Source organism: Nocardia tengchongensis (assembly GCF_054781395.1).
In genome coordinates this window covers 166,165-191,606 of sequence record NZ_BAAGUM010000006.1, presented here as the reverse complement: position 1 = coordinate 191,606, position 25,442 = coordinate 166,165, and the positions used below count along the sequence as shown (strand labels likewise).

The 25,442-nt window shown below is 69.7% G+C and carries 23 protein-coding genes; 10 read left to right on the top strand and 13 right to left on the bottom strand.

The features are described 5' to 3' along the window. Positions 1–5: 5 nt before the first annotated feature. The 3 genes from ACYVKL_RS11920 to ACYVKL_RS11910 form a co-directional block, all read right to left on the bottom strand. The gene (locus ACYVKL_RS11920; protein WP_379162120.1) at positions 6–758 is read right to left on the bottom strand and encodes an alpha/beta fold hydrolase; all 753 of its coding nucleotides are present in this window, start codon (positions 756–758) and stop codon (positions 6–8) included. 65 nt (positions 759–823) lie between these two features. After that, positions 824–1,573, bottom strand: a complete 750-nt coding sequence (locus ACYVKL_RS11915; protein WP_379162117.1) for an SDR family oxidoreductase — start codon at positions 1,571–1,573, stop codon at positions 824–826. A 13-nt stretch (positions 1,574–1,586) separates the two neighbouring features. Then, the gene (locus ACYVKL_RS11910) at positions 1,587–1,967 is read right to left on the bottom strand and encodes a hypothetical protein (RefSeq protein WP_357192162.1); all 381 of its coding nucleotides are present in this window, start codon (positions 1,965–1,967) and stop codon (positions 1,587–1,589) included. 181 nt (positions 1,968–2,148) lie between these two features. Between ACYVKL_RS11910 and ACYVKL_RS11905 the strand changes: the two genes are divergently transcribed. From ACYVKL_RS11905 to ACYVKL_RS11875, 7 genes are all read left to right on the top strand, one after another. Beyond that, complete coding sequence (locus ACYVKL_RS11905) at positions 2,149–2,706, top strand: sigma-70 family RNA polymerase sigma factor (protein ID WP_213560081.1); 558 nt, start codon at positions 2,149–2,151, stop codon at positions 2,704–2,706. A gap of 89 nt (positions 2,707–2,795) precedes the next feature. Further along, complete coding sequence (locus ACYVKL_RS11900; RefSeq protein ID WP_379162113.1) at positions 2,796–3,254, top strand: Rieske (2Fe-2S) protein; 459 nt, start codon at positions 2,796–2,798, stop codon at positions 3,252–3,254. 279 nt (positions 3,255–3,533) lie between these two features. Further along, the gene (locus ACYVKL_RS11895; protein WP_379162110.1) at positions 3,534–5,288 is read left to right on the top strand and encodes an N-acetylmuramoyl-L-alanine amidase; all 1,755 of its coding nucleotides are present in this window, start codon (positions 3,534–3,536) and stop codon (positions 5,286–5,288) included. 390 nt (positions 5,289–5,678) lie between these two features. Then, positions 5,679–6,689: an Hsp70 family protein gene (locus ACYVKL_RS11890; RefSeq protein WP_379162107.1), complete on the top strand. Its 1,011-nt coding sequence runs from the start codon at positions 5,679–5,681 to the stop codon at positions 6,687–6,689. 258 nt (positions 6,690–6,947) lie between these two features. After that, positions 6,948–7,952 carry an AurF N-oxygenase family protein gene (locus tag ACYVKL_RS11885; protein ID WP_379162104.1) on the top strand — a complete coding sequence of 335 codons (1,005 nt, stop codon included), beginning with the start codon at positions 6,948–6,950 and terminating at the stop codon, positions 7,950–7,952. 15 nt (positions 7,953–7,967) lie between these two features. Then, positions 7,968–9,551 carry an FAD-dependent oxidoreductase gene (locus ACYVKL_RS11880; protein ID WP_379162101.1) on the top strand — a complete coding sequence of 528 codons (1,584 nt, stop codon included), beginning with the start codon at positions 7,968–7,970 and terminating at the stop codon, positions 9,549–9,551. 786 nt (positions 9,552–10,337) lie between these two features. Further along, complete coding sequence (locus ACYVKL_RS11875; RefSeq protein WP_379162098.1) at positions 10,338–12,518, top strand: Hsp70 family protein; 2,181 nt, start codon at positions 10,338–10,340, stop codon at positions 12,516–12,518. A gap of 472 nt (positions 12,519–12,990) precedes the next feature. Here ACYVKL_RS11875 and ACYVKL_RS11870 read toward each other — a convergent pair whose 3' ends face one another. The 3 genes from ACYVKL_RS11870 to ACYVKL_RS11860 form a co-directional block, all read right to left on the bottom strand. Next, positions 12,991–13,755: an SDR family NAD(P)-dependent oxidoreductase gene (locus ACYVKL_RS11870; protein ID WP_357192169.1), complete on the bottom strand. Its 765-nt coding sequence runs from the start codon at positions 13,753–13,755 to the stop codon at positions 12,991–12,993. A gap of 118 nt (positions 13,756–13,873) precedes the next feature. After that, positions 13,874–14,521: an HAD family hydrolase gene (locus tag ACYVKL_RS11865; RefSeq protein WP_379162097.1), complete on the bottom strand. Its 648-nt coding sequence runs from the start codon at positions 14,519–14,521 to the stop codon at positions 13,874–13,876. A gap of 24 nt (positions 14,522–14,545) precedes the next feature. Beyond that, on the bottom strand, positions 14,546–15,112 hold the full coding sequence (locus tag ACYVKL_RS11860) for a hypothetical protein (protein WP_379162095.1): 567 nt from the start codon (positions 15,110–15,112) through the stop codon (positions 14,546–14,548). Between the two features lie 134 nt (positions 15,113–15,246). Here ACYVKL_RS11860 and ACYVKL_RS11855 point away from each other — a divergent pair, with 134 nt between their 5' ends. After that, positions 15,247–15,954: an AIM24 family protein gene (locus ACYVKL_RS11855; protein ID WP_379162092.1), complete on the top strand. Its 708-nt coding sequence runs from the start codon at positions 15,247–15,249 to the stop codon at positions 15,952–15,954. Between the two features lie 44 nt (positions 15,955–15,998). Here the strand turns inward: ACYVKL_RS11855 and ACYVKL_RS11850 are convergent, their stop codons facing one another. The 7 genes from ACYVKL_RS11850 to ACYVKL_RS11820 all read right to left on the bottom strand — a co-directional run bounded on the left by ACYVKL_RS11850 (position 15,999) and on the right by ACYVKL_RS11820 (position 22,839). Then, complete coding sequence (locus ACYVKL_RS11850) at positions 15,999–16,934, bottom strand: sirohydrochlorin chelatase (protein ID WP_379162090.1); 936 nt, start codon at positions 16,932–16,934, stop codon at positions 15,999–16,001. A 1-nt stretch (position 16,935) separates the two neighbouring features. After that, a complete protein-coding gene (locus tag ACYVKL_RS11845; RefSeq protein ID WP_379162087.1) occupies positions 16,936–18,225 on the bottom strand; it encodes a sulfate adenylyltransferase subunit 1 in 1,290 nt (429 codons plus the stop codon). Next, positions 18,225–19,151, bottom strand: coding sequence for a sulfate adenylyltransferase subunit CysD (gene cysD, locus ACYVKL_RS11840; RefSeq protein WP_379162084.1), 927 nt, complete (start codon positions 19,149–19,151; stop codon positions 18,225–18,227). Before cysD ends, ACYVKL_RS11845 begins: the two co-directional genes overlap by 1 nt. Then, the gene (locus ACYVKL_RS11835) at positions 19,130–19,840 is read right to left on the bottom strand and encodes a phosphoadenylyl-sulfate reductase (RefSeq protein WP_379162081.1); all 711 of its coding nucleotides are present in this window, start codon (positions 19,838–19,840) and stop codon (positions 19,130–19,132) included. The genes cysD and ACYVKL_RS11835 overlap by 22 nt, the downstream gene beginning before the upstream one ends. Positions 19,841–19,855: 15 nt before the next feature. Further along, positions 19,856–21,598, bottom strand: coding sequence for a nitrite/sulfite reductase (locus tag ACYVKL_RS11830; protein WP_379162078.1), 1,743 nt, complete (start codon positions 21,596–21,598; stop codon positions 19,856–19,858). Positions 21,599–21,718: 120 nt separating this feature from the next. Then, positions 21,719–21,811, bottom strand: coding sequence for an Ms4527A family Cys-rich leader peptide (locus ACYVKL_RS11825; RefSeq protein WP_354835468.1), 93 nt, complete (start codon positions 21,809–21,811; stop codon positions 21,719–21,721). Positions 21,812–21,975: 164 nt separating this feature from the next. Then, positions 21,976–22,839, bottom strand: coding sequence for an immunity 49 family protein (locus ACYVKL_RS11820; protein ID WP_379162075.1), 864 nt, complete (start codon positions 22,837–22,839; stop codon positions 21,976–21,978). Between the two features lie 323 nt (positions 22,840–23,162). Here ACYVKL_RS11820 and hemW point away from each other — a divergent pair, with 323 nt between their 5' ends. Next, complete coding sequence (hemW, locus tag ACYVKL_RS11815) at positions 23,163–24,413, top strand: radical SAM family heme chaperone HemW (RefSeq protein ID WP_379162072.1); 1,251 nt, start codon at positions 23,163–23,165, stop codon at positions 24,411–24,413. 162 nt (positions 24,414–24,575) lie between these two features. Continuing rightward, complete coding sequence (locus tag ACYVKL_RS11810; RefSeq protein ID WP_379165692.1) at positions 24,576–25,409, top strand: alpha/beta fold hydrolase; 834 nt, start codon at positions 24,576–24,578, stop codon at positions 25,407–25,409. The last annotated feature ends 33 nt before the right edge of the window (positions 25,410–25,442 follow it).

Below are 25,442 nucleotides of genomic sequence, written 5' to 3'. Positions count from 1 at the left end.
ATTTCTCAGCGCAGGAAGTCGACCAGCGCCGCGGCGAAGGCCGGGTCGGCGACCGCGGCGAGGTGATCGCCCTTGACCACCACGCACTCGGCGTTCGGAAGCGCGGCGGCGAGGCGTTGGGGTTCGACGGCCAGCGGGTCGGCGTCGCCCGCCAGCACCAGCGTCGGAACGGTGACGCCGGTGAGGGATTCGATCGGGGCCTCGTTCAGCGCGGTGGCCACCGCGGCGATGGCCGCGCGGTCCGCGCCCAGGGCGTCGGCCAGGATGCGGAACATGCGTGCCAACTCGGGGACATCCGCGGCGTCACCGGACATGGCGGTCACGATGTCCTGGGCTTGGATGACCCGCCAGTCGATGCCGCCGCAGTCCACCACGCCCGCGCCGATGCCGCCGATCACCAGCCGCTGCACCCGCGCATCTGCTCCCGCCACCAGCAGCGAGATGATCCCGCCCATCGAATAGCCCACCAGCGCAACCTGATCCAGGGCGAGATGGTCGAACAGCGCGCGCATGTCGTCGGCCATGGCCTGCCAGGAGTAGCGGGCCGGGTCGTGCGGCTTGTCCGAACGGCCGTGCCCGCGCGCGTCCAGCGAGATGACGTGATGGCCGGCCTTCTCCAGTGCCGCGACCACGCCCATGCTCATCCAATTGGCATTGGTGTCGGCCACGATTCCGTGCTGCAACACCACCGGGACGCCCTCGCCCTCCCACACGCGGTAGTTGAGTTCGAGGCCGTCCCAGGTGGTGAATTTCGCCATGGCGGCGATGCTAGCGGCCAGGTCGGCGACTTCGATCGGTAATAGCGGCCAGGCGCGCCGGTGTCTCAGCCCATGCGGGCCATGATCGCGCGGGGCAGCAGCGGCATCGCCAATCCCAGTACCCGCCACGGCCATTCGGGCACCGAGGCGCGCACCGTCTCGCGCTCGATGGCGGCGACCATCGACCGGACGCCCTTCTCCAGCGGCACCACGAGCTTCGCGTCCCCGGCCTTGGCGGACATGTCGGTGGCGATGAAGCCCGGCTGCACCGTGGTGACCTTGATCGGGGTGCCGCGCAACTCGATCGCCAGGCCCTCGCCCAGCGCGGTCACGCCCGCCTTGCTGGCCGCGTACGCCGCCTTCTTGCCGGGCAGTCCGCGCACCGCGCTCATGGACGAGACGAGCACCAGGTGCCCGGCGTCCGCCCGGCGGAAGATGCTCATCGCCGCCTCGGCCTGGGCCAGCGCGCTCACGAAATTCGTGGTGGCGGTGGCGAGATTGGCGTCGGCGCGGCCGGTGCCCAGGCGCGCGCCCTTGCCGATCCCGGCGTTGACGATGATCCGGTCCAGCCCGCCGAGCTCCTCGCGCAGCTCGTCGAAGACCTTCGGGACGGCGGCGTGATCGTCGACGTCCAGGCCGCGTACCGCGACGGTGATGCCGGGGTGCGCGGCCAGCAATTCGTCCCGCAGCTCCTCCAGATTCGAGACCCGCCGGGCGCACAACGCCAGATCGCGTCCGCGACTCGCGAATTCGCGGGCCATGCCCGCCCCCAGTCCGGAGCTGGCGCCGGTGATGAGAATCTTCCGCCTGGTCATGCGCTCACCCTAGTTACCCGAACGAACCGGTGCTCGCGGGTGCGGGCGCCAGATGCCAAGCGCCGCAGTTCTTGGTGGAGAAGGCGACGTCGGTTGCCTTGATCTCCACCGTGATCGACCGCAGCCGGGTGAAGTCGCTGGCGATGATGTAGTAGTTCGGGTCCGGGTAGTCCTCGGCGGTCTGGACCTTCCACAGCCGCCGCCAGAAGCAGCCGGCGGGGGCCGGGTCCGTGGTCCCGTCGCCGATATAGAAACCCGGCTTGATATCCAGATTGACCAAATACGTCCCGTCGACCGTGATATCGGTGGCGGGTTCGGCAGCCGCAATTCCGGATGCCGCCATTGTCAGCGCGGAAGCGAATGCCCCCGCGGCCATGAGCGCGCCTGCACGCACGATGATCCTCCCTGAGCAGTTCAGTGCACCGCACGGTTCCCTGCGTGCGGTGTCGGGCGATCCCCGCATCTCCCGGGGAGGGGTTTATCAGAAATTCCGGTCTGTTTTCGGGAAATCGGACGATTTCTGGGAATTCACAATCGCGGCGATGCTCTTTCGGTCTCTACAGCGATATTCAGTCATGGGAAGACTTCGCCCGGTCACGACCGGATGCGCCGGCGACTGCGCCCGGCTGTGCACCGACACCGGACTCGCGGCTGTCCTCGCCGCCGATCGCGGCCTGCTGCACTGGCGTGCTATGAGCCGCCTCGGCGACCCCGGCCTGGCCGAACACGCCGTGCAGGAAACCCTGCTGCGGGGGTGGCGGGCCTGCGCCAGCTATGACCCGGACCGGGGCAGCGTGCGCACCTGGCTGCTCACCATCGAACGCAATGTGCTCACCGACATCGCGCGCTTCCGGGCCGCCCGGCCCGGCGACACCTGCTGGGACGAGATCGGGGAACAGGCGGAGAACCGGTGCGCCCGACCCGACTTCACCGAGGCGCTGACCGACGGGATGCTGGTCGCCGACCTGCTGGCGCAGCTGCCCGCACCGCAGCGCGACGCCGTCGAACAGGTCATCCTGCGCGACCGCGCCTACCAGGATGTGGCCGCTGACCTGGGCATTCCGGTGGGCACGGTCAAGACCCGGGTGCACTATGCGCTGCGATCGTTGCGGCGTGTGCCGATCAGTGCGTAATCCGGCGGGGTGAACCGACGGGCCCTCCAGCACGTCGAACAAGTAGCGGACGTATCGAACTCGTCCGCGGCCCGAGCGAGGAGTTACCCATGACCGACACCACCCCGGATCCCGGCGGTTTCCGCCTCGATCGCCGCACCGCCCTGGCAACCACCGCGGTCGCCGCCACCGCGCTCGTCGTGGTGGGCTGCGGCAGCACCTCCGACAAGCCCGCGTCGGCCGCGCCGAGAGCCGAACCCGGCGGGCCCGACCCGATGCCCGCCAAGAAGCTGGACACGCTGGCCAATACCTCCGATGTGCCGGTCGGTGGGGGGTTGATCACCGGCGGCACCGTCATCACCCAGCCCTCCGCGGGGTCGTTCCAGGGGTTCTCCGCGACCTGTACGCACCTGGGGTGCCAGGTGAATTCCGTGTCCGGTGGCCTGATCCGGTGCCCGTGCCACGGCAGCACCTTCAATCTGGACGGCTCGGTGGCCGGGGGCCCGGCGCCGCGGGCGCTGGACCCGCGGGCCATCCGCGTGGACGGCGACCAGATCGTCACGGCCTGACCAGGTAGAACGTGGGTGCGGCTCGACGCCGGGGGATTGCGTCGAGCCGCTGTGGCGCGCCGTTCGGGCGGGACACGCGGGGTGCGGGATAGTTGGCCCAGTGGTTGCTCGTCATTGCGCCCGGTAGTGCTGATGATCAGGGCATTTCGGTCGTTTGACCACTCATAACGGTTCCGTCACGACGCTTGCCAGTGGGTAACTGGTGTTGCAAGAGTGAGCCACTGGGTCTGGTGTTACTAGTGGGAAGGGAGGGGCGCTCTGCCCCGAGCGCCGCCGCTTATGAAACGAAGCATCACCAAGTCCGGAATCTGCACCGCCGTCACCGCGGCGGCCATCACCACCGTGGCCGGGATAGTCCCGGTCGCCGCGCTGGCTGCGCCGGCGCTGCCCGAACTACCCCAGAAGCTCGCGGGGAAGACCATCTTCCTGGACCCGGGTCATCAGGGACCCAATCACAGCCAGGACACCAACAAACAGGTCAGTGACGGACGCGGCGGCACCAAGGAGTGCCAGACCACCGGCATGACCACCCTGCACGGCATCGCCGAGCACACCATCACCTGGAACGTCGCGCAGCTGGTCCGCACCTCGCTCGAGGGCCTGGGCGCGCACGTGGTGCTGAGCCGGCCCGACGACACCGGGTGGGGCGGCTGCATCGACGAACGGGCCAAGGCCGCCAACGCCTCCGGCGCCGACGTCGCCGTCAGCATCCACGCCGACAGCGGTCCCGCCGACGGCCACGGCTTCCACCTCATCGTGCCGCAGCTGCCGGTCGCCGACGCCAAGGTCAACGAGGTGCAGTCCGGCCCCGGCCTGGCTGCCAGCAAGGCCATGCGCGACACCTACGTGCAGAGCGGGTACCAGGTCGCGACCTACAACGGCGCGGTCGACGGATTGCAGACCCGCTCCGACATCGCCGGTCCCGCACTGACAACGGTGCCGGATGTCTTCCTCGAAATGGGCAACGGCGCCAACGCCGAGGACGCCCAACAGCTGGAGAGCCCGGAAGGGCAGCTCAAGCACGCGGTCACCATCACCACCGGGATCGCATCGTATCTGCTGGGTGTGCCGGTACCCGGCGTCGAGAAGGCGGCCGAGCCGGGAACTCAACCGGGACAACAGGTTCCGGCGCAGGCGGCGCCGGCTCCGGCCGCTCCCGCGGCGGTACCGGCCCCGGAGGCCGCGGTGGTTCCGCAGGCCGCCGTGCCGGTTCCCGAAGCCGTCGCGCCGCAGGCTCCGGCGGCGGCTCCCGAAGCCGTCGCTCCGCCGGCTCCCGCGGCCGCGATTCCGCAGGCTGTGGCGCCCGCGGCGGTGGTACCGCCCGCGCTCGTGGTTCCCGCCCGTGCTCCGCAGGTCACGGGTCCGGCCGCGCCCGCTCCGGCGCAGCCCGGGCAGACCCCGGCCAAGCCCGGACAGGCCCCGGCCCAGCCCGGGCAGACGCCGGCGCCACCGGCCCAGCTGCCCGGACAGTCGGGAGCGGCTCCCGCACAACAGAATCCGGCACAGCAGCAGCCGGGCGACGCGGTGCTCCAGAACGGGCTCCAGATCATCCAGCAGCTCGCCGATCAGTTCCTGAACAACTGGGAGCACGCGCAGACTCCGGCGCAGCCGGGAATCCCGCAGAAGAGCGTGCCGCAGCCGGGAACCACCCCGCAGCAGCAGGGAACTCAGCCGGGGACCTCGCCGCAGGCGGTGCAGCCCAAGCCCGCCACCCCGGCGGTGCGGCCGGTCGCGGATCTGCGTGCGCCGGTGCGGCAATCGCCGGCCACTCCGGGCGGTTCCGGGAACACGGCCGTCAGCCCCGGGACACAGTCGGCGCCGGGCGCACAGCTGGGAACCGACAACAACTCCAGGTCCAATGGTCTGGGCGTGGAGGGCGTGAGCTCGCTGGTGCAGATGGCGGTCAAGTTCCTCGGTCCGCTGGCCAAGATGCTCACCGGTGATTCGGGTCTGGCCCCGGATCTGCTCAACCTGGCCTACAGCGTGGTTTCGGTGCTGAGCTCGACGTTGTTCAGTCCGGCCGCCACCAAGTAGTCGTCCGGCGCTGCCGGGCGGTAGCCCGGCGCTCGTGTCACGGCCGGCTCGCAGTTCGAGATTCGCCCCCGCTCCGGATCATCCGGTGCGGGGGCGATTTTCGTCGGCCTCGGCGCGAATCGAACCGTCCGGCATCATCTGTCGCGTATCCGGAGAATGGGCGACCTCGGGCAAACATTCCGCGATCCGAACACGCGCGGGCTCGTTCGCGGTCGCCTGCCTGGACAGCAAGGTTGTTGCGGCACACCGGCGCACGACCGGACAACTTCGTGTCCGGTGGTTGGCAAGCATCCGGCGCAGGAGTTGCATTGATCGGGCCGGGTCAGCGGGCCGGCGCGAGTGCTCGGCCCGATCAGGACTCGTCGATCGAGGTGGATGATGGCGTTCGGCGTGGGTTTGAGTATCGGCACGGTCAACACGGTCTGCTCCACGGCGGCGGATCGGACCGGAAAGCTTCCCTCCGGCCGTCGAAGTATTCCGCCGGCCACCTGGCGCACCACCCTCACCTTCGACAGTTCGGGCACCGCGCGGGTCGGCCGGATTCCCCGGCACGGGCGCGTCATCACCGACTTCGCGGACCTCACCCAGCGGGGCGCTCCGGTCGCGCGGGTCGGGCACCGGGCGCTCTCCGCGGCCGATCTGGTGGCGACGGTGGCCCACAGCGTGGTCGCGGAGGTGCTCGGGAAACAGCCGGCGGAGGTGCTCGGCCACGGTGACACCGGCATCGCGATCACCCATCCCGCCGGTTACCCGGCCGCGCAGGTGGCCGATCTGCGGACCGCGCTGGACGGGGTCGGTCTCACCGCGGCCGCGCTGGTGGCCGAGCCGATCGCCGCCGCGGCCTGGCTGGCGGCCGAACGTGGTCCGCTCACACCGGGATTGGCGCTGGTCTACGACCTAGGCGGGGCCGGGCTGGACATCACGCTGTTGCGGGTCGGCATGGGCGCGCCGAGCAATCCGATCGTCGGCCTCCCGCTGCATTCGCTGGACTACGGCGGCCGGGCCTTCGGCGACATGGTGGCGCGCACGCTGCGTCGCACGGCCGGGTCCCAGGTGGTGCCGCGAGGGCTCTCCGACGCGGATTCCGGTGAGCTACGCGGCGAGCACATCCGGCGGTCGCTGTCGCTGGTCTACAAATGCCTGCGGATAGCTGACGTCACCATGGCCGATGTGGATCGGATCCTGGTGGTCGGCGGCGCGGCGCGCCCGCCCGAGGTGGCCCAGGTGCTGGCGAAGGAGTTGGCCCGTCCGGTGGTGGTCTCGGCCGATCCGGAGCGGACCATCGCCGACGGCGCGGCCATCGTGGCCCGGCAGGCGCTGCTGGCCCAGGAGTCGGCGAGTCACCGGCATCATTCGCTGACCGGACTCTTCCGGCGTGTCACAAGGGTGGCCGCCCTCTGAGTTGATCTTTCCGTCCCCCAGCGTGAGAACTGATTTCGCACCGTATGGGTACCTCGCCGGGTACGTCCAAGATCGGATTGGCTCTCAACCGCCGGCACGGGTGTGTGACGGTCCACGGCTCTCAGCCGCCCGCTGAAGTCGCGGGGAGGCGGGGGAGCGCTAACTCGTGCAAGCATCTTGCGAACTGTTGTTGACGCCCCTCCAGTTTGGTGTAACTATTGGGTACACATAACGCCACTGACTGGAGAGGTGACGACGATGTCTCCGACCACGACCCCCCTTGACGACCCCGTGGTTGCCGAAGCTCAGGAGTATGCCGACAAGCTGCTGCTGCTCTCGGAAGGGTCGGTGAACAAGCACTTCGACCCGTTCGAGGACATCGACTGGGAAAACCCCGACTTCGATGCCGACGCCCGCCCCGAGCGCTGGATCCTGCCGGAGTCCGCGGACCCGCTCGGCCGCCACGACTGGTACCAGTCGCTGACGGTGGACCAGCAGATCGCGGTCGGCAAGTACCGCCAGGCCAATATCGCCAAGGTCGGCCTGCAGTTCGAGTCCATCCTGATCGCCGGCATGGTGAACCACACCTTCGCGCTGCCCAACGGTGACCCGGAGTTCCGCTACTGCACCCACGAGATGTCCGAGGAACTCAACCACACCCTGATGTTCCAGGAGATGGTGAACCGCATCGGCGTGGACGTCCCGGGCATGGGCCCGCTGGTGCGTCAGTTCCGTCAGATCGTGGTGCCCTTGGCGATCGCGTTCCCGAACCTGTTCTTCATGGCCGTGCTCGGCGGCGAGGAGCCGATCGACCACATCCAGAAGCAGATCCTGCGCTCGGGCGAGGAAGTGCACCCGATCATGCGCGGCGTCATGAGCATTCACGTCGCCGAGGAGGCGCGTCACATCTCCTTCGCGCACGAGTTCCTCAAGCGCCACGTGCCGGAGGGGAATGCGGCCAACCGCTTCGTGCTCTCGATCGCCATGCCGATCGTCATGTTCATCCTGGGCCGCTCCATCGCGACCCCGCCGAAGAAGTTCTTCGACGAGTTCGACATCCCGGAGCAGGTGCGCAAGGAGCTGTTCTACGGCTCCAAGGAGGCCAAGCAGGTCTTCGCCGACTACTTCATCGACGTGCGCGCGCTGGCCCAGGACATCGGCCTGATGAACCCGATCTCCAAGCGGGTCTGGAAGCTGCTGGGCATCGGCGGTCCGGCCTCGCGCTACCGCTCGGAGCCCATCCGCTCCGGCAAGGCCGCGTAGGAAAGGGGACGTACAGTGCCGTACGTTGTCACGCAGTCCTGTTGCAGCGACGCGTCTTGCGTTTACGCCTGCCCGGTCAACTGCATCCATCCGACGCCTGACGAGCCGGACTTCCTGACCGCGGAAATGCTCTACGTCGACCCGCAGGCCTGTGTGGACTGCGGCGCGTGCGCGACCGCCTGCCCGGTGGACGCCATCACCTCGTCGAAGAAGCTGACCGATGAGCAGTTGCCGTTCATCGAGATCAACGCCGACTTCTACCGGCAGGAGCGGCCGCGGCCGTTGCTGGCCATGCCGATTCCGGCCGCGGAGGTCAAGCCCGGCCGGGAGCCGTTGCGGGTGGCCGTGATCGGCTCCGGGCCCTCGGCCATGTACGCGGCCGACGAACTGCTCACCCAGCCGGGCGTCTCGGTGACCGTGTTCGACAAGGTGACCACGCCCTACGGGCTGGCCCGCTTCGGCGTCGCGCCCGACCACACCAAGACCCGCCAGGTCGGCGAGCTGTTCGACGTGATCTCGGCGCAGCCGGGGTTCGGCTCCTACCTGAATGTGAATGTGGGCGAGCATGTCTCGCACGAGGAGCTGCTGGCGCACCACCACGCGGTGATCTACGCGGTCGGCGCGTCCTCGGACCGCAAGCTCGGGATTCCGGGCGAGGGGCTGCCGGGCAGTTCCTCCGCCACCGACTTCGTGGCCTGGTACAACGGGCACCCGGATCAGGCGGGCCGGTTCTTCGACCTGTCGCAGCGGCGCGCGGTGATCGTGGGCAACGGCAATGTGGCGCTCGACGTGGCCCGCATCCTGACCACCGATCCCGAGCTGCTGGCCGGCACCGACGTCTCGCAGCGGGCGCTGAACGCGCTGCGGCGCAGCAATATCGAAGAGGTGGTGATCCTCGGGCGTCGCGGTCCGGCCGAATCCGCCTTCACCGTGCCGGAATTCGTGGGCCTGCTGGGCGCCGATGTCGACATCGTGGTGGAGGGTGAGATTCCCGCCGTGGTCGAGGGCATGTCGCAGAAGGTCGAGCACAAGCTGAAGCTGTTGCAGGGCTTGGCCGATCGGCCGGTCGGCGGGCGTAAGCGCATCGTGTTCCGGTACCTGTCGGCGCCGCTGGCGATCGCGGGCGTGGACCGGGTGACCGGGGTCGAGGTGGTCCGCAACGAGCTCGTCACCGGCGACAACGGTGCGGTGCACGCGGTTCCGACCGAGGATGTCGAGACCCTCGACGCCGGGCTGGTGCTGACCTCGGTCGGCTACCGCGGCGTGGCGTTGCCCGGCGTGCCGTTCGACGAGCGGGCCGGGATCATCCCGAACCTGGACGGGCGGGTGCTCGAGGAGTCCGGCGGCGCGGTGGTGTCCGGCGCGTATGTGACCGGGTGGATCAAGCGTGGCCCGACCGGGTTCATCGGGACCAACAAGTCCTGTGCGCAGCAGACGGTGCGGCAGCTGGTGGACGACTTCAATGCCGGCCGGTTGGCTCGGCCGGGCCGCAGCGCAGGCGATTTCGACCGACTGGTCGGTGAGCGGCAGCCGCACGCCATCCGTGGCGGCGCGGTCAACCGTCCCCGGCGCAAGCTTTCCCTGATGGTGCGCCGCTGACCCACCCCCTGTCGGCGTCGTTCCCCGAAGGCCGCGGTACGCAACCCCTGTGCGTGCGGCGGCCTTCGCCTTTTCCGGACTCCGTGACTTTTTGTGCCGGGCAACGTATCCGGCTGTGTAGCGGCTGCGAATCTCCGGGGTTCGTGTGTGCGCCTTCGCGAGGTGCCGGGCACACTGTACCGATGGTGTTGTGCGAGTTGTAATGCCGCGTTTGCTCGGGGCGACATCTCCCGTAGTAGAGAAGAGTTCGCCGGTAATCACGGACGGTGAAGTTGCCCGCGTGGGGTATTCAGGGGCAGCTACCGACCAGTGATCGGTAATCCGTCCGCACGTACTGACGTTGCGGTTTTGTTTTTCGGACACTACTCGCCTACCGGTCGGTATGAATTTGATGTTCGCTGTGTTGTAGCCACCGAGAAAGACTGTTCAGTCGCCTTTGTCTGGCAGTTCGATTCGATCTTGCTGCTGCGATTGCCTGACCAGTAGATTCGCTATCTTCGCTACTGGACGCGAAATCTTCTCCCCTGATTCGATATTCAAGTCCCGCAAACGCCAGCTAACCTGAACGCGCTGTTTGGAAAACGACCGCGACCACATGGTTGGTACGCCTGAGGGCCGTGGTCTCGGTGCGTTGACGGGATAGCGATGACAGTTGGCTTTGGCATGAGCATCGGCACAGTGAACTCCGTATGGGCGACCACGGCCGGGGATCGAAACCGACCAGCCGTGCGGGTTCGTCGGACCGCTGTGACCTTCGATAGCGCCGGCGGCCCGCGTATCGGGGGGATGCCCCGGTTCGCCCCGGTGGTGACCGACTTCGCCGACCTGACGGCCGAGCCCGACCCGGTGGTCATCGGCGGGCGCATCTGGTCCCCGGCGGACCTGATCGCGGCGGTGGTGAACGGGCTCATCGAATCCAATGCGCCCGAAGCGCCCGCCGTAACCACCTATCCCGCTTGCTATTCGGACAAACACGTCACGCGTTTGCGGCGGGCGCTGGACTGGTCCGGCGCGGCCGGGGTCACGCTCATGCCCGAACCGGTGGCCGCCGTCGAATGGCTCGACGAGGAATACGGCATCTCCGACAACGGGCTCACCCTGGTCTACGACCTCGGCGGCAACTGCCTCGACCTCGCGGTGGTGCGCACCGAGGCCGACGTGGAGGAACGCGGCATCCTCGGGCGCGCCGAACGCTCCTACGAGTACGGCGGCCGGCCGCTCGGCACGCTGCTGGCCCGCTACGCGCGCAGCATCGCACCCGACTCGACCCAGCCCGTGTCGGCCGTGGTGCCCGCCTCCGATACGAATCGGCTGCGCAGCTGGCATATTCGCAACTCGCTACGACTGGTCCGATCCGTCGTGCACCGGGCCGGACTGCACATGGAGGAGATCGACCGGGTGCTGCTGATCGGCGGCGCCGCACGGCCCGTCGAAGTGGAGCGGGTGCTGGCCGATCTCGGCCGCCCGGTGGTCATCTCGCCCGATCCCGCCCACACCTCGGCGGTCGGCGCGTCCATCGCCGCGTTTCGCAGCGTCGACACCGGCTCCGCCATCGGCCGCTATGCCCCCCGCGCCGCCGTGATCTCCGGCGCCGCGGTCGCTTCCGCGCTCGCCATGTCCGCGGCCACCGTCCTCGGCGGCCCCGTCGCCGGCCCGCCCGGAATGCAGGCCGCGCCCGAACCTACCGAGCCGCCCGTCGGCACCGCGGCCCTCGGCACCGGCGATGTCATGGTCCTCGAGGACTCCGCCGCCCCCGCCGGCACCCGCTCCCACGCCGTGGCCACCGTCGCCGCCGTCCGCAGCTACGCCCCCCAGACCCCGACGGTTACCTCCACCTGGTTCAACGGCCGCCCCGTCGACACCACCGGCGGCGGCACCCACTGCGAAACCCGCACCCTCACCGTCACCAACCCCGCTGTCACCTACGCCAACCCGGCCCAGTTCATCAACCCGCTGCCCTTCCAGAACCCCGTCCTCACGGGCTGGACCATCGGCGGCTACGTCGGCCAAACCCCCACGGTCAGCGTCCCCGGCACCCCCATCTCCGGAACCCTCCCCGGCGCAACCCAACCCGGAACCGGCCAGCCAGGCACCACCCAGCCGGGCACCGGCCAACCCGGCGGAACCCAGCCCGGTGCAACACAACCCGGCGGCACCCAACCCGGGGGCACCCAACCGGGCGGCACCCAACCCGGGGGCGCTCAACCGGGCGGCACCCAACCCGGGGGCGCTCAACCGGGCGGCGCCCAGCCCGGCGCAGGCCAGCCGTCCACCGGTCAGCCCGGCGCGAGCGATCCCGGTGCGGGCCAGCCCGGTTCGGGACAACCAGGCGGCACCACCCCCGGCAGCTCTACGGGCGGCGCGCCCGGCGGGACAAACCCCGGTGGCACCGGAACGCCCGGCGGCTCCAACCCCGGCGGCGGCACCGGCGGAACCGCCACGGGCGGCACCGCATCCGGCGGCGGTTCCGGTACCTCGACGCCCGGCGGTGCAACGGGCACCCCGGCCGGAGCGAATACGGGCGGCGCGACCCCCGGCTCCAACACCGGCGGTTCCAACCCGGGTGGTTCGAATTCTGGTGGCTCCAACCCCGGCGGGTCGAACCCGGGTGGGTCGAATCCCGGTGGCTCCAACCCCGGTGGCTCGAACCCTGGTGGTTCCAACCCGGGTGGTTCCAAGCCCGGCGGCACCAACGGTGGCGTCGGAACCGGCGGCAGCGCAGCATCTCCCGGCGGCTCGACACCCGGTGGCGGCTCCCCGGGCGGCATGTCCGGTGGTGGTTCCCAGACCGGTGGCGGCGCATCCAAGGGCGGCTTAGGCAGCCCCGGCGGCTCCTCGACCGGCGGCAGCCACAGCGGTGGCGGCATGGGCGGCGGAACCGGTGGCGGCATGGGCGGCGGTGGCATGGGCGGCGGTGGCGGCATGGGCGGCGGTGGCAAGGGGGGCGGCGGTGGTGGCAAACACTGACCCCCTGCGGCACAGCGCAATCCGCCGAATCATTCCCTGCCGATGCGGTCCGGGAGTGGCGGTGCGTCCGCTCCGATCGGTCGACTGCTGTGGCGCGCAGGTGCCGGCGGCGCCGAGCCTCGGGACCTGGCTGTACCGGTCCGGGACGGGATCGGGTTGGGGGCGAAGGGCTTTCGGTCAGACCCTCGTTATCAGGCGCGTTGTTCCGCGCGCCGGCGAGGGATGCGGGGGAGATCGGGCGGTGGCGTCCCACCATCCGCTCGCTTCCCACGGTGACGTAGGTGGGGGCCGGACCGATCAACCCGCCCCGCCTCGTCCCGTCGAGTGAGGGTGAACCCTCTCCTGGACCGGCGTCGGGGGAGCAGGGGAGCCGCGTGCTCCGCTGCTTCGGCGTCGACAGTGACCGGCCCACCCCGCGTTCCAGTGCCCGGGCGCGGTGGTGGGCCTGTCTCTGTGTTGTGCGTGGTCGCGATCAGCGGGCGGTGAAGCCGCCGTCGATGGCGAGGGCCGCACCGGTGATGAAGGAGGCCTCGTCGCTGAGGAGGTAGGCGCAGAACGCGGCGATCTCCTCCGGGCGGGCGACGCGGCCGAGGGGGTGCAGGGCCGCGATGGCGGCTTCGCCTTCGGGGGTGGCGCCCATGGAGGCGCGGAAGGCGGGGGTGTCGACCGCGCCGGAGACCAGGGCATTGACCCGGACCGACTGCTCGGCCCCTTCCAAGGCGACGGCGCGGGTCAGGCCCACGACGCCGTGCTTGGCCGCCGTGTACGGGGCGACCTGAGCCATGCCGACGACGCCGAGGTTGGAGGCGTTGTTGAGGATCGCGCCACCGCCGGTGGCCGCGAGCGCCGGAACCTGGTGGCGCAGGCCGTAATAGACGGCGGTCAGGTTCAGTTCCAGATCGGCCCGCCAGGCGGCGTCGTCGATGTCCTGCACGGGTCCGAAGGCGTTGATCGCGCCCGCGTTGTTGAAAGCCGCGTCCAGGCGGCCGAATTCGGTGACGGCCGCGGCGGTGAGTCGTTCCACGTCGGCTTCGACGGTGACGTCGGTGGGCACGAACAGCGCCCGGCCGCCCTGGTCGCGGATCTCCTCGGCCATCCGGTCGCCGGCTTGTTTGGCGCGGGCGCCGAGCACCACGGTCCCGCCCTCGGCGGCGATCCGCCGGGCCACGGCCGCACCGATTCCCGAGGTGGCTCCGGTGATCAGGACGACCTTGGCGGCGAAGCGGGTATCGGACATGACGGTGTCTCCTTGCGGTAGCACTGATTTCGTTGACATGTCATAGTCAACGCCGCGGGGAGACCGGCCGCTGGCGGAAAACGGCCGTCACACTTGATGCGTCATGTACCTGTCGCCGTCAGGCGGGCGCGAGCAGATCCGGCAGTTCGTCGAGGCCGTCGATCACGGTCGCGAGGGCAGCATCGGGCAGCTCGGCCGTCAGGTAACCCCAGGGCCCGCGCCGGATCAGCACCGGCCGCATGCCCGCGGCGAGCACCGGCACCACATCGTTGTCGACGCGATCGCCGACGTAGCAGATCTCGCCCGGCTCGACGCCCGCCACGTCGGCGACCTTGGTGAAGAACGCGGGATCCGGCTTCTCCAGGTCCCATTCGGCCGAGGTGTAGACCGCGTCCACCGGCAGGTCCATGCGCTCCAGCGCCGACTTCGCCTGCGGCGGCTGGTTTCCCGCGATGATCACCGTGATCCCGCGCCGCTGGAGTTCCCGCAGCGCGCGCCGCACGTCCGGGTAGAGATCCGCGTCGTCGAAGTTGTTGCGGAGGCTGCCGGGTTCCGCGGCGGCCCAGGCCTGTTGCTCGGCGTCGAGGTCCAGGCCCGGCCGGAACAGCTCGAAGGCGTCGGTGAGGGGGCGTCCGGTGGCCGCCATGCCGCCGATCACGCCCAGGAACGCGAAGCGGGGCACGCCGAGCCGGTCGGCCCAGCGGCACCAGATACGCGTCTCGTCGATCAGCGTCTCGCCCACATCGAATACCGCAGCCTTGATCATCCGCCCAGCGTATCGGGCGGTCGTTCAGCGCTGGGCGTTGAGGAAGCCGATGGCGGTCGCGCCCCACCAGCAGACCTGCGACACCACCCCGGTGGCCGCGCCCCAGGTCAGCAGCCGCGGGGTCAGCGGCAGGTCGCCGCGCGCCTTCAGGTGGCGGTTGAGCGAGTAGGCCTGTATTCCGTTGAGCGTCAGCACCAGGACCAACGCCAGCTTGGTGCGGGTCATGGTGGAGGCCAGGTTCGGTTCCAGGACGCAGCCGCTGGTCACCAGGCCCGCGAGGCCCAGCCAGATCGGGACGTGCAGGCGGCTCACCGCGCTCAGCGCCGCGGCGAGGTCGAGACGGCCTGCGGCCCAGCGCAAGACGTAGGAGTCGGCGGTGAGCACACCGCCGAATCCGAGCACCAGGGCGGTGAGGTGGACGAACACGCCGCCGGTGTGCACGGCCGGGCTGGCGGTGACGTGGGCGGCGATCCAGACGGCGGCGGTCAGCGCGCCGGTGGCCAGGACCGCGTACGCGGACGCGATTCGCCAGGAATCGTGGGGGATTCCCGCTGTCCCGGTGGGAAACCGGGCGCCACTGGTCTGGAGCATGCCGAGCCTTCTATTAGGTAAGGAAAGCCTAATTTACTGAAGTGGTCGGTCCGGTGGCAAGTCGACAACGATCGCGACACGACCGGCTTCGGGGCACACTGGGGTGAATTGTGAAACACGGGAGGGGAAGCCTGATGGACGCCAGAATCCGGGGCACCGTCATGCCTGTGCTCGAGGTCACGCTCGACCCCGGCGACGCGCTCATCGCCGAAGCCGGTCAGCTGTCGTGGATGACCGACTCCATCCGGCTCAGCACCTCCACCCGGGGCGCGGCCGGCGGAGTCTTCGGGGCGGTCCGCCGCGCCATGGCCGGGGCCGGGCTGTTCATGACCGAATACACCGCCCATCGCGATCCCGGCAGCGTGTCCTTCGCCGCCAAACTGCCCGGCCAGATCCTGCCGATACAGATCCACAAGGACCGCGAATACCTGGTGCACCGGCACGGATTCCTCTGCGCCGCAGGCGATGTCCGCGTGGCCCTGAGCTTCCAGCGCCGCCTCGGCGCGGGCATCTTCGGCGGCGCCGGCTTCACCCTGCAGCGGCTCAGCGGCGACGGCTACGCCTGGGTGGAACTCTCCGGCGAAGTGATCCCCTACGACCTGGCACCCGGCGAAACGCTGCGCGTTCACCCCGGCCATGTCGGATTGTTCGACGCCTCGGTCAGTTTCGACATCACGATGATGAAGGGCGTCCGCAATGTGCTCTTCGGCGGCGACGGCCTCTTTCTCGCCGCCCTGACCGGCCCCGGCCGAGTCTGGCTGCAATCCCTCACCATCGCCAACCTCGCCCACTCCCTGATTCCGTACCTGCCGTTCCCTGAGCCCGGACCCCAGTCCCGTTGAGCAGATACTGAACCCGTGCGCGCCGCACGGATGGTGGCGAGCGGTCAGGCGGTGAGTTCCAGCGGGAGCGCCGCGGTGGCGTAGCGGTCCAGGGCCACCTCGGCCAGCAGCGGGTGCGCGCCGATCGTTTCGGCGTGCCGGACCAGCGGCAGGGCATCGCGCAGGCGGTCGGTCAATAGGCCCGGGGCGAGGAACCAGGGGGCGACGAGGATGCGCTCGGCGCCGCGGGCGCGCAGCCGGGCGAAGGCCTTGTCGACCGTGGGTTGCGTGGTGGCGAAGCAGATTTCGGTGTCCCAGCCGGTCATGGCGGTCAGCAGGCGCGCCACGTCACCGGTGCGGGTGTTGGCGGCCGCGGACGACGAGCCGACGGCGGCGACGGCGATGCCCCAGCGCGGACCGGTCATCCGGCGCAGGCGGCCGGTCGCGGCGTCGGTGACGGCGGCGGGCCGCGGGTCCGAGTCGACGGTCATGGCGGCCGCGATGCGGTCGCGCAGGGCGATGATCAGGTGCGGGTCGGGACCGAGGACCTCGGCCTGGGTCAGGCGCAGCCGGGGGTGCCGGTCGCGGGCGGCATCGAGCAGACCGGGCAGGTCGACGCGGGCGTGGAACGCGTTGCCCAGCAACAGCGGGACCACGACGGCGTGGGAATGTCCGTCGGCGGCAACGGCATCGATGACCTGATCCACCGAGGGCGTGCTCAGATCCAGGAACGCCAGTCGCACATCGAGATCCGGGCGCTGCGCCGCGATCCGTTCGACCACGTCCCGCATGGTCGCGGCCGAACGCGGATCCCGGCTGCCGTGCGCCACGGCGATGAGTGCGGGCGGGCGTGTGATGGCTGTCGGCGCGGGGGCGACCTGCGTGAGTGCGGACCCGCCGCGCACCACCGACACGTTTTCGAGTGCCGGTTCGGGTGCGCGGCGGACGGACCGTCCGCCCGGCGGAACGGCCGGAATTGCGCCGTGGCCGGGCGGATTCATCTCAGGCTCCGACTTCGACCGCGGTCAGCGCGTCGCCGACCAGGCCCGCGGCCAGGGTGTTGCCGCCCGCGGGGTCGATCAGCAGGAAGGAGCCGGTGTGGCGGTTGACGCTGTAGTCGTCGGCCACGATCGGGTCGGCCACGCGCACCGAGATGCGGCCGATGTCGTTGAGCGACAGCGACTCCGGGTCGGGGTCGGCGGCCAGGTGCTGCTCGTCGAAGCGTTCGATGAGCGCGCCGACGATGGCCTGGGTGGTGCGGGTGCCGTGCTTGAGCAGCAGGCGCGCGCCCGGGCGCAGCGGCTTGTCGCCGAGCCAGCAGACCGTCGCGTCGAAGGCGTCGATCGGCTCGGGGGCGCCGACGGCGGCGGCGATCACGTCGCCGCGCGAGACGTCGACGTCGTCGGCCAGCACCAGGGTGACGCTGCGGCCCGGCTGGGCCGAGACGAGTTCACCGTTGGGGGTGTCGATGCGCTCGACCGTGGTGCGGGTGCCCGAGGGCAGCACCACGACCTCGTCGCCCTTGGACACCAGGCCCGCCGCGACCTGACCCGCGTAGCCGCGGTAGTCGGGGTATTCGGCGGTGCGCGGTCGGATCACGTACTGCACCGGGAAGCGCAGGCCGATCTCGTGGCGGCCGTGCACGTCCGCGTCCACCGGCACCGACTCCAGGTGCTCGATGAGCGAGGGCCCGTCGTAGTAGGGGGTGTTCTCCGAGCGCGAGGCGACATTGTCGCCGTGCAGCGCGGAGACCGGGATCTCCTGCACGTCTTCGGGAGCCCAGCCGAGTTTCGCGGTCAGCTCGCTGAATTCGGCGGTGATCTTCGCGTAGACGCCGGCCGGGTCGTCGACCAGATCGATCTTGTTGACGGCCAGCACCAGCTTCGGCACGCCCAGCAGCGCCATCACCGCGGCGTGCCGGCGGGTCTGCTCGATGACACCCTTGCGGGCATCCACCAGCAGGATCACCAGCTGCGCGGTCGACGCACCGGACACCGTGTTGCGGGTGTACTGCACGTGGCCGGGGGTGTCGGCGAGCACGAAAGACCGCTTCGGCGTGGCGAAGTAGCGGTACGCGACGTCGATGGTGATGCCCTGCTCGCGTTCGGCGCGCAGGCCGTCGACGAGCAGCGACAGGTCCGGAGTCGACAGACCCTTGTCGACCGACGCGCGGGTGACGGCGTCGATCTGGTCCGCGAGCACGGACTTGGTGTCGTACAGCAGTCGTCCGACCAGGGTGGACTTGCCGTCGTCGACCGATCCGGCGGTGGCCAGTCTCAGGAGGTCGGACATCAGAAGTAACCCTCTCGCTTGCGGTCTTCCATGGCGGCCTCGGAGACACGGTCGTCGCCGCGGGTCGCGCCACGTTCGGTGAGCCGGGACGCGGCGACCTCGGCGAGAATCGCGTCATTGTCGGCGGCGTCGGAAATGATTGCGCCGGTGGTGGATCCGTCGCCGACGGTGCGGTAGCGCACCGACTTGACGAGCAGCTCCTCGCCCTCGGCCGGGCCGCCCCACACGCCGGGGGTCATCCACATGCCGTCGCGCTGGTACACCGGGCGCTCGTGGGCGTAGTAGATGCTGGCCAGCTCGACATCCTCACGCGCGATGTAGCGCCAGATGTCCAGCTCGGTCCAGTTGGAGATCGGGAACACGCGGACGTGCTCACCCGGAGCGTGGCGGCCGTTGTACAGGTTCCACAGCTCCGGACGCTGCCGCTTGGGGTCCCAGCGGCCGAAGGCGTCGCGCAGCGAGAAGATGCGCTCCTTGGCGCGCGAGCGCTCCTCGTCGCGGCGGCCGCCACCGAAGACCGCGTCGAAACGGTTCTCGTTGATGGCGTCCAGCAGCGGCACCGTCTGCAACGGGTTGCGGATGCCGTCGGGGCGCTCGGTCAGGCGGCCGTCGGCGAGGTAGTCCTCGACCGCGGCGACATGCAGTCGCAGGCCGTACTTCTCGACGATCTTGTCGCGGAACTCGAGCACTTCGGGCAGGTTGTGCCCGGTGTCCACGTGCAGCAGCGCGAACGGCAGCGGCGCCGGCCAGAAGGCCTTGATCGCCAGGTGCAGCAGGACGGTGGAGTCCTTGCCGCCGGAGAAGAGGATCACCGGCCGCTCGAATTCGCCTGCCACCTCACGGAAGATGTGGATGGACTCGGATTCGAGCGCGGCCAGGGTGTCGAATTCAGTCTCGATGGAGGTCATGAGGCGTGCAACCCGCATTCGGTCTTGGCGAGCCCGGCCCAGCGGCCGGATCGCGCGTCGGATCCCGGTTCCGGCTTCCGCGTGCACGGAGCGCAACCGATGGAGGGATAGCCCTCTTCCACAAGGGGATTGACGAGAATTCCGTTGGCCTCGATGTAGGAGGCCATCTCGTCATCCGACCAGGCGGCGATCGGGTTGATCTTCACCAGGCCGAAGCCCTCGTCGTAGGAGATGAGGGGTGCGTTGGCGCGAGTCGGCGCCTCCACTCGACGGATGCCGGTCACCCAGGCGTTGTATCCGACGAGGGACTTCTTCAGGGGGACCACCTTGCGCAGGCGGCAGCATTCGGCGGCGTCGCGCGCGAACAGATCCTTGCCCAGCAGCTGATCCTGTTCGGCGACAGTGTTTTCCGGCTGCACGTTCACGATGTTCACGCCGTACACCAGCTCGACCGCGTCACGGGTGCCGATGGTCTCGGCGAAGTGGTAGCCGGTGTCGAGGAACAGCACGTCCACGCCGGAGCGGACCTGCGAGGCCAGCTGCACCAGGACGGCGTCCTGCATGTTCGAGGCGACGATGTAGTTGGAACCGAAGTTGTCCTCGGTCCACTGCAGCAGTTCCTGCGCGGTCGCGTTCGGGCCCAGCTCGGCGTTGCCCTTCTCGACCAGGGCGCGCAGCTCGGACTCGGCGAGTTTGGTTGTGGTCATTGATGTTTCTCCCAACTACCGCAGGTCTGCTTCATCGGCACGAACAGCCCAGACCGCGAAACGCTCACCCTCGTTACGGTTCTTCACGAAGTTGCGAACGACACGCTCGATGTAGTCGCCCAGTTCTTCGCTGGTGACCTTGTGCTGGCGCAACTTCCGGCCGAAGCCGGAGTCGAGGCCGAGGCTGCCACCGAGGTGAACCTGGAAGCCCTCGATCTGATTCCCGGCACCGTCGTCGACGAGCTGGCCCTTGAAGCCGATGTCGGCGATCTGGGACCGGCCGCAGGAGTTGGGGCAGCCGTTGATGTTGATCGTGATCGGCACGTCGAGCTGCGCGTTGATGTCGGCGAGCCGCTGCTCCAGCTCGGGCGCGAGCACCTGCGAGCGCTTGCGGGTCTCGGTGAACGACAGCTTGCAGAACTCGATGCCACTGCACGCCAGCAGGTTCCGGCGCCAGATGGACGGCCGGCCGTGCAGGCCCAGCGGTTCCAGCGCGTCGATCAGCTGCTCGACCTTGTCGTCGGGGACGTCGAGGACGATGAGCTTCTGGTAGGGGGTGAAGCGCACCCGATCCGAGCCGACCGCCTCGACGGCGTCGGCGACCTGGGTCAGGATGGTGCCCGACACGCGACCGGCGATGGGGGAGAAGCCGATGGCGTTGAGGCCGTTGCGCAGCTTCTGCACACCGATGTGGTCGATCGGGCGCTCCGGCTGGACCGGCGCGGGACCGTCGATGAGCTTGCGCTTCAGGTACTCGTCTTCCAGCACCTGACGGAACTTCTCCACACCCCAGTCCTTGACCAGGAACTTGAGGCGGGCCTTGGTGCGCAGGCGGCGGTAGCCGTAGTCGCGGTAGAGCGAGACGACCGCTTCCCACACGTCGGGCACCTCGTCGAGGGGCACCCACGCGCCGAGGCGCTGGGCCAGCATCGGGTTGGTGGACAGGCCGCCGCCGACCCACAGGTCCAGGCCGGGCCCGTGCTCGGGGTGCTCGACGCCGACGAACGCGATGTCGTTGATCTCGTGGACGACGTCCTGCTGTCCGGAGATGGCGGTCTTGAACTTGCGCGGCAGGTTGGAGTATTCCTTCTTGCCGATGTAGCGCTTGACGATCTCGTCGATGGCCGGGGTCGGGTCGAGGATCTCGCCGAAGGACTCACCGGCGAGCGGGGAGCCCAGCACGACGCGCGGGCAGTCGCCGCACGCCTCGGTGGTCTGCAGGCCGACCGCTTCGAGGCGGCGCCAGATCTCCGGCACGTTCTCGATCTCGATCCAGTGGTACTGGACGTTCTCGCGGTCGGACAGGTCGGCGGTGTCGCGGCCGAACTCGGTGGAGATGCCGGCCAGGGTGCGCAGCTGGGCGAGGTTCAGCGCGCCCGCGTCGCACCGCACCCGCATCATGAAGTAGCGAGCCTCGAGCAGGTCGATGTTCTCGTCGCCGGTGTAGGTGCCGTCGTAACCCTGCTCGCGCTGGGTGTAGAGACCCCACCAGCGCATGCGGCCGCGCAGATCGCTCTTGTCGATCGAGTCGAATCCGCCCTTGGCGTAGATGTTCTCGATGCGCGCGCGCACGTTGAGCGGGTTGTCGTCCTTCTTGGACTGCTCGTTGGCGTTGAGCGGCTCGCGGTAGCCGAGCGCCCACTGGCCCTCCGACTTGCGCTTCACCGGACGGGCCGTGCGCTCACGCCGGACGGGCTGCGCCGAATCGGGCACAGACTGCGGCGTATCGGAACTGGTGGCGTCGGTGCTCGACGTCATGGGGGTCGCTCCTGAAGGTCTTGCGGGCAGGCGGGAGGGGCTGGCTCACGCCTCCGATATCAGAGAACCGGCTCTATACGGCGTCAGGTGACGCCGGATTCCGGGAGAATGGGAGCCGATCTACCGGAGGCTTCCGGGCAGACAGCTCGCGCTGCAGACACGCTTGAAGTCGACATGGCGGCGTGCCACGAGTCGTACTCCAAGTCCAGTCATGAAGGTTATTGTGCCACGTCAGAAGGGTCGTTCCGACTGCCGGATCGAATTTTCCGCAGTTTTCCGGGAAATCCCCTGGATACATTGTCCGATTTGTGACGGGCATCATAGATCAGCCCGTACCAAACCACTTGGACGGTTGACCTGAACGGCTGCGTGTGAGTCTAGGACGCGCGATCGGCGTCGGTGTCGGCGAGGCGGGCCTTCGCGGCTGCGAGGCGGGCCAGTTCGTCGCCCAGTTCGGGGGAGAACATCCAGTCCGGGCGGTCGATGAATCCGGCCGGTAGGTACTCGGATCGGATGGCGGTGCGATAGCCGAGGTCCCGGGCCCAGCAGGCCAGGCCCAGGAGGGGCAGCGAGAAGACGCCCTCGGGGTCGTTGCGCCACATGTCGTTGTCGAAGAACGCTCGATGCCGGCGTAGGGCGTGGTTGAGCTCCCGGTCGAAACCCTCGGAATCGCCGTCCGCCAGGCGGATGAATACCTCCACGGCCGGGCGGAACAGCAGGTCGGTCACGCCTTGCGCACCCACGCGGCTGGTCATGTCCAGCGCCCACGCGGCCTCGTACACGCTCTTCGGGCCGAATCGCCACGCCGTCTGCAACAAGCGCACCCACTCGTATTGAAAGTCGTCGAACGCGCCGTCGCCGTACTCGCGCAGCCGCTCGATCGGGTAGTCGACGAGTTCGTTGATGGCCTCCGCGTCGCGGGCGATCAGTGTCCACCAGAACGCGGCCCGCCAGCCCGCCACCTTGTCGTGGCGGTCGAAGCCGGATTCGATGCCGTCCGACCGGAACCGCCGGGTCACCGTCTGCTCGGTCGAATGGGCGAAATACCAGGTCCGGGATCGCAAGGCCGCCGGATCCGGCAGCAGCATGGTCGCCAGCAGCACCCCGTCCATGGAGCGGGAGAAGTTCGGGCCGTCCGGGCGGACCGGCCGCCGCGAGCGATAGACCACCGGGGCCACCGACCCCTCGTCCACTTCCCTGATCGACTTGGCGTCGATCCCGTGCCGCGGCACCTCGATCATCGGCTCGTCCCCGTCCGCAACCCGGACCAGCTCGCGCCCGGCCCGCCGAAATCTCTTGGAATGTACCCGGATTCGCGGACTGCCGCCGGGTGGGCGGGAGGGACGCGTGCCCGTGGGCCCGGAGATCGCCCCGGCGGGTCGCCACCCGGATCAGGTATGACCGCGGTGCCACCGGGGCCCGGGCGTGGCCCCCGGCGTTGCCGCCGCCGGGTCCGGGCATTGGGCCCCGCGTTGTCGTCGCCGGGACCGAGCGTGGCCCTGGTACCGGCTGTCCCTCGGGCTCGGGATCGCCCGTTTGCTCGGCTGCCACCCGGTGCGCTGTGATGCGGGCAACCGGTCACACTGAAGGGGTGACCTCGACTGCTCCCGCACCGACCTCCGGCCCGGCCGCCGCGGACGACTCCGCCGCGCCGGTGCTGCGCGACTTCGGGGGCGGGCCGTTCGGGATCTACATCCACGTGCCCTTCTGCGCGACCCGCTGCGGGTACTGCGACTTCAACACCTACACGGCGGGGGAGCTGGGCAGCTCGTCCTCGCCGCAGTCCTGGTTCGAGGCGCTGCGGGGCGAGCTGGCCACGGCGGCACGGGAATTCGACGCGCTGCCGACGTCGACGCCCGCCGTGGAGACGGTGTTCGTGGGCGGCGGCACGCCCTCGCTGCTCGGCGGCGACGGGCTGGCCGGGGTGCTCGACGCGATCCGCGACAACTTCACCCTCGCGCCCGGGGCGGAGGTGACCACCGAGTCGAATCCGGAGTCCACCTCGCCCGAATTCTTCGAGCGGCTCCGGGCGGCCGGGTACACCCGGATCTCGCTGGGCATGCAGTCCGCCGCCCAGCACGTGCTGAAGATCCTGGACCGCACCCACACGCCGGGCCGGGCCGTCGCCGCGGCGAGGGAGGCGCGCGCCGCGGGCTTCGACCACGTCAATCTGGATCTGATCTACGGCACGCCCGGCGAGACCGATGCCGATCTGGACGCGAGCCTCGATGCCGTGCTGTCGGCGGGCGTCGACCATGTCTCGGCCTACTCGCTGATCGTGGAGGACGGCACCGCGCTGGCCCGTCGCGTGCGCCGCGGGGAACTGCCCGCGCCCGACGACGACGTCCTCGCCGCCCGCTACGAACGCATCGACAGCCGCCTGGCCGACGCGGGCCTGCACTGGTACGAGGTCTCCAACTGGGCCGCCTCCGATGCGGGCCGCTGCCGCCACAATCTCGGCTACTGGGACGGCGGCGACTGGCTCGGCGCGGGCCCGGGCGCGCACAGTCACGTCGGCGGGGTTCGCTGGTGGAACGTGAAACACCCGGCGCGCTACGCGGATCAGGTCGCCACCGGCGGGCTGCCCGCCGCGGGCTGGGAGGCCCTCACCGACGAGGAGCGCTACACCGAACGGGTCATGCTGACCGTGCGCCTGCGCACCGGGCTGCCGCTCGACGACCTGGACGCCGACGGTCGCGCCGCCGCCGCGAAGGTCGTCGCCGACGGCCTCGCCGAGATCGTCGCCGATCGCCTGCTGCTCACCGACCGCGGCCGCCTGCTCGCCGACGGTGTGGTCCGCACCTTGCTGACCTGACCTGCCGAATCGCCTAACCGCGAGTGAAACCGCCTGGTCCGGACTAGATTGGTCAGCGGAGAATTCCTGCAACCGGTCTGGATCGCGGCGGAGTCTCGGCCGCGATCCGCGCATTGAAGCGAACACCCTTCGGCCCGAGGACATCTCATGGTGAAGCCCCAGATGCGGCCCGTCGAGCTCGCGGATCGCCCCCGTACCCGTCGCGTAGCCCGCGCGGCCGCCGGCGCGGCCGCGGTCCTGGCCCTGGCCGCGAGCCCGATCGCCGCCGTCCCGGCGACCGCCGCGCAGCTACCGACGGTCGTGCTGGTGCACGGCGCGTTCGCCGACGCCTCCAGCTGGGACGGGGTGGCCGCGCAATTGCGCGCGGACGGCTATCCCGTTGTGACGCCGGATAATCCGTTGCGCGGACCCGCCTACGACGCGGCCGCGATCCAGGGCACCATCGACGGCATCACCGGCCCGATCGTGCTGGTCGGGCATTCCTACGGCGGCACCGTGATCAGCAATGTGCACGACTCCAAGGTCGAATCGCTGGTCTACGTCTCCGCTTTCGCGCCGACTCGAGGCGAAGCCGCACTGCTGGAACTGAATCCGATCCAATATCCGGGCTCGCAACTCACGCTCGCACTGCGGTTGAAGACGGTCGACGACACCCAGGGGATCGCGGGCAAGAACCTGGACGCCTACGTCGACCCGGCCCGCTTCCCCGAGGTCTTCGCCCAGGACGTCGACCCGGCGATCGCCGCCGACATGGCCGCCCGCCAGCATTCGCTGGCCCTGTCGGCCAACCTGGAGCCCTCCGGCGTGCCCTCCTGGGCCTCGACGCCGAGCTGGTACCTGGTCTCCACCGCCGACCGGGTGATTCCGCCCGCGTCCCAATGGCATATGGCCGAGCGCATGAACGCCCACACCTCCTCGATCGACGCCTCGCACGCCGGTCTGGTCTCGCACCCGGGCGACGTGGCGGCGGTGGTGGAGGCCGCCGCGGCCGGCTGACCCGACCGAGGGTGCAAGGGCGGTCACGCGGCG

Excerpts from the sequence above, each read along its gene's own strand:
- ACYVKL_RS11920 (WP_379162120.1), bottom strand. The coding sequence starts at position 758 with ATGGCGAAATTCACCACCTGGGACGGCCTCGAACTCAACTACCGCGTG.
- ACYVKL_RS11915 (WP_379162117.1), bottom strand. The coding sequence starts at position 1,573 with ATGACCAGGCGGAAGATTCTCATCACCGGCGCCAGCTCCGGACTGGGG.
- ACYVKL_RS11905 (WP_213560081.1), top strand. The coding sequence starts at position 2,149 with ATGGGAAGACTTCGCCCGGTCACGACCGGATGCGCCGGCGACTGCGCC.
- ACYVKL_RS11900 (WP_379162113.1), top strand. The coding sequence starts at position 2,796 with ATGACCGACACCACCCCGGATCCCGGCGGTTTCCGCCTCGATCGCCGC.
- ACYVKL_RS11895 (WP_379162110.1), top strand. The coding sequence starts at position 3,534 with ATGAAACGAAGCATCACCAAGTCCGGAATCTGCACCGCCGTCACCGCG.
- ACYVKL_RS11885 (WP_379162104.1), top strand. The coding sequence starts at position 6,948 with ATGTCTCCGACCACGACCCCCCTTGACGACCCCGTGGTTGCCGAAGCT.
- ACYVKL_RS11875 (WP_379162098.1), top strand. The coding sequence starts at position 10,338 with ATGCCCCGGTTCGCCCCGGTGGTGACCGACTTCGCCGACCTGACGGCC.
- ACYVKL_RS11870 (WP_357192169.1), bottom strand. The coding sequence starts at position 13,755 with ATGTCCGATACCCGCTTCGCCGCCAAGGTCGTCCTGATCACCGGAGCC.
- ACYVKL_RS11865 (WP_379162097.1), bottom strand. The coding sequence starts at position 14,521 with ATGATCAAGGCTGCGGTATTCGATGTGGGCGAGACGCTGATCGACGAG.
- ACYVKL_RS11860 (WP_379162095.1), bottom strand. The coding sequence starts at position 15,112 with ATGCTCCAGACCAGTGGCGCCCGGTTTCCCACCGGGACAGCGGGAATC.
- ACYVKL_RS11855 (WP_379162092.1), top strand. The coding sequence starts at position 15,247 with ATGGACGCCAGAATCCGGGGCACCGTCATGCCTGTGCTCGAGGTCACG.
- ACYVKL_RS11850 (WP_379162090.1), bottom strand. The coding sequence starts at position 16,934 with ATGAATCCGCCCGGCCACGGCGCAATTCCGGCCGTTCCGCCGGGCGGA.
- ACYVKL_RS11845 (WP_379162087.1), bottom strand. The coding sequence starts at position 18,225 with ATGTCCGACCTCCTGAGACTGGCCACCGCCGGATCGGTCGACGACGGC.
- cysD (WP_379162084.1), bottom strand. The coding sequence starts at position 19,151 with ATGCGGGTTGCACGCCTCATGACCTCCATCGAGACTGAATTCGACACC.
- ACYVKL_RS11835 (WP_379162081.1), bottom strand. The coding sequence starts at position 19,840 with ATGACCACAACCAAACTCGCCGAGTCCGAGCTGCGCGCCCTGGTCGAG.
- ACYVKL_RS11830 (WP_379162078.1), bottom strand. The coding sequence starts at position 21,598 with ATGACGTCGAGCACCGACGCCACCAGTTCCGATACGCCGCAGTCTGTG.
- ACYVKL_RS11825 (WP_354835468.1), bottom strand. The coding sequence starts at position 21,811 with ATGACTGGACTTGGAGTACGACTCGTGGCACGCCGCCATGTCGACTTC.
- ACYVKL_RS11820 (WP_379162075.1), bottom strand. The coding sequence starts at position 22,839 with ATGATCGAGGTGCCGCGGCACGGGATCGACGCCAAGTCGATCAGGGAA.
- hemW (WP_379162072.1), top strand. The coding sequence starts at position 23,163 with ATGCGGGCAACCGGTCACACTGAAGGGGTGACCTCGACTGCTCCCGCA.
- ACYVKL_RS11810 (WP_379165692.1), top strand. The coding sequence starts at position 24,576 with ATGCGGCCCGTCGAGCTCGCGGATCGCCCCCGTACCCGTCGCGTAGCC.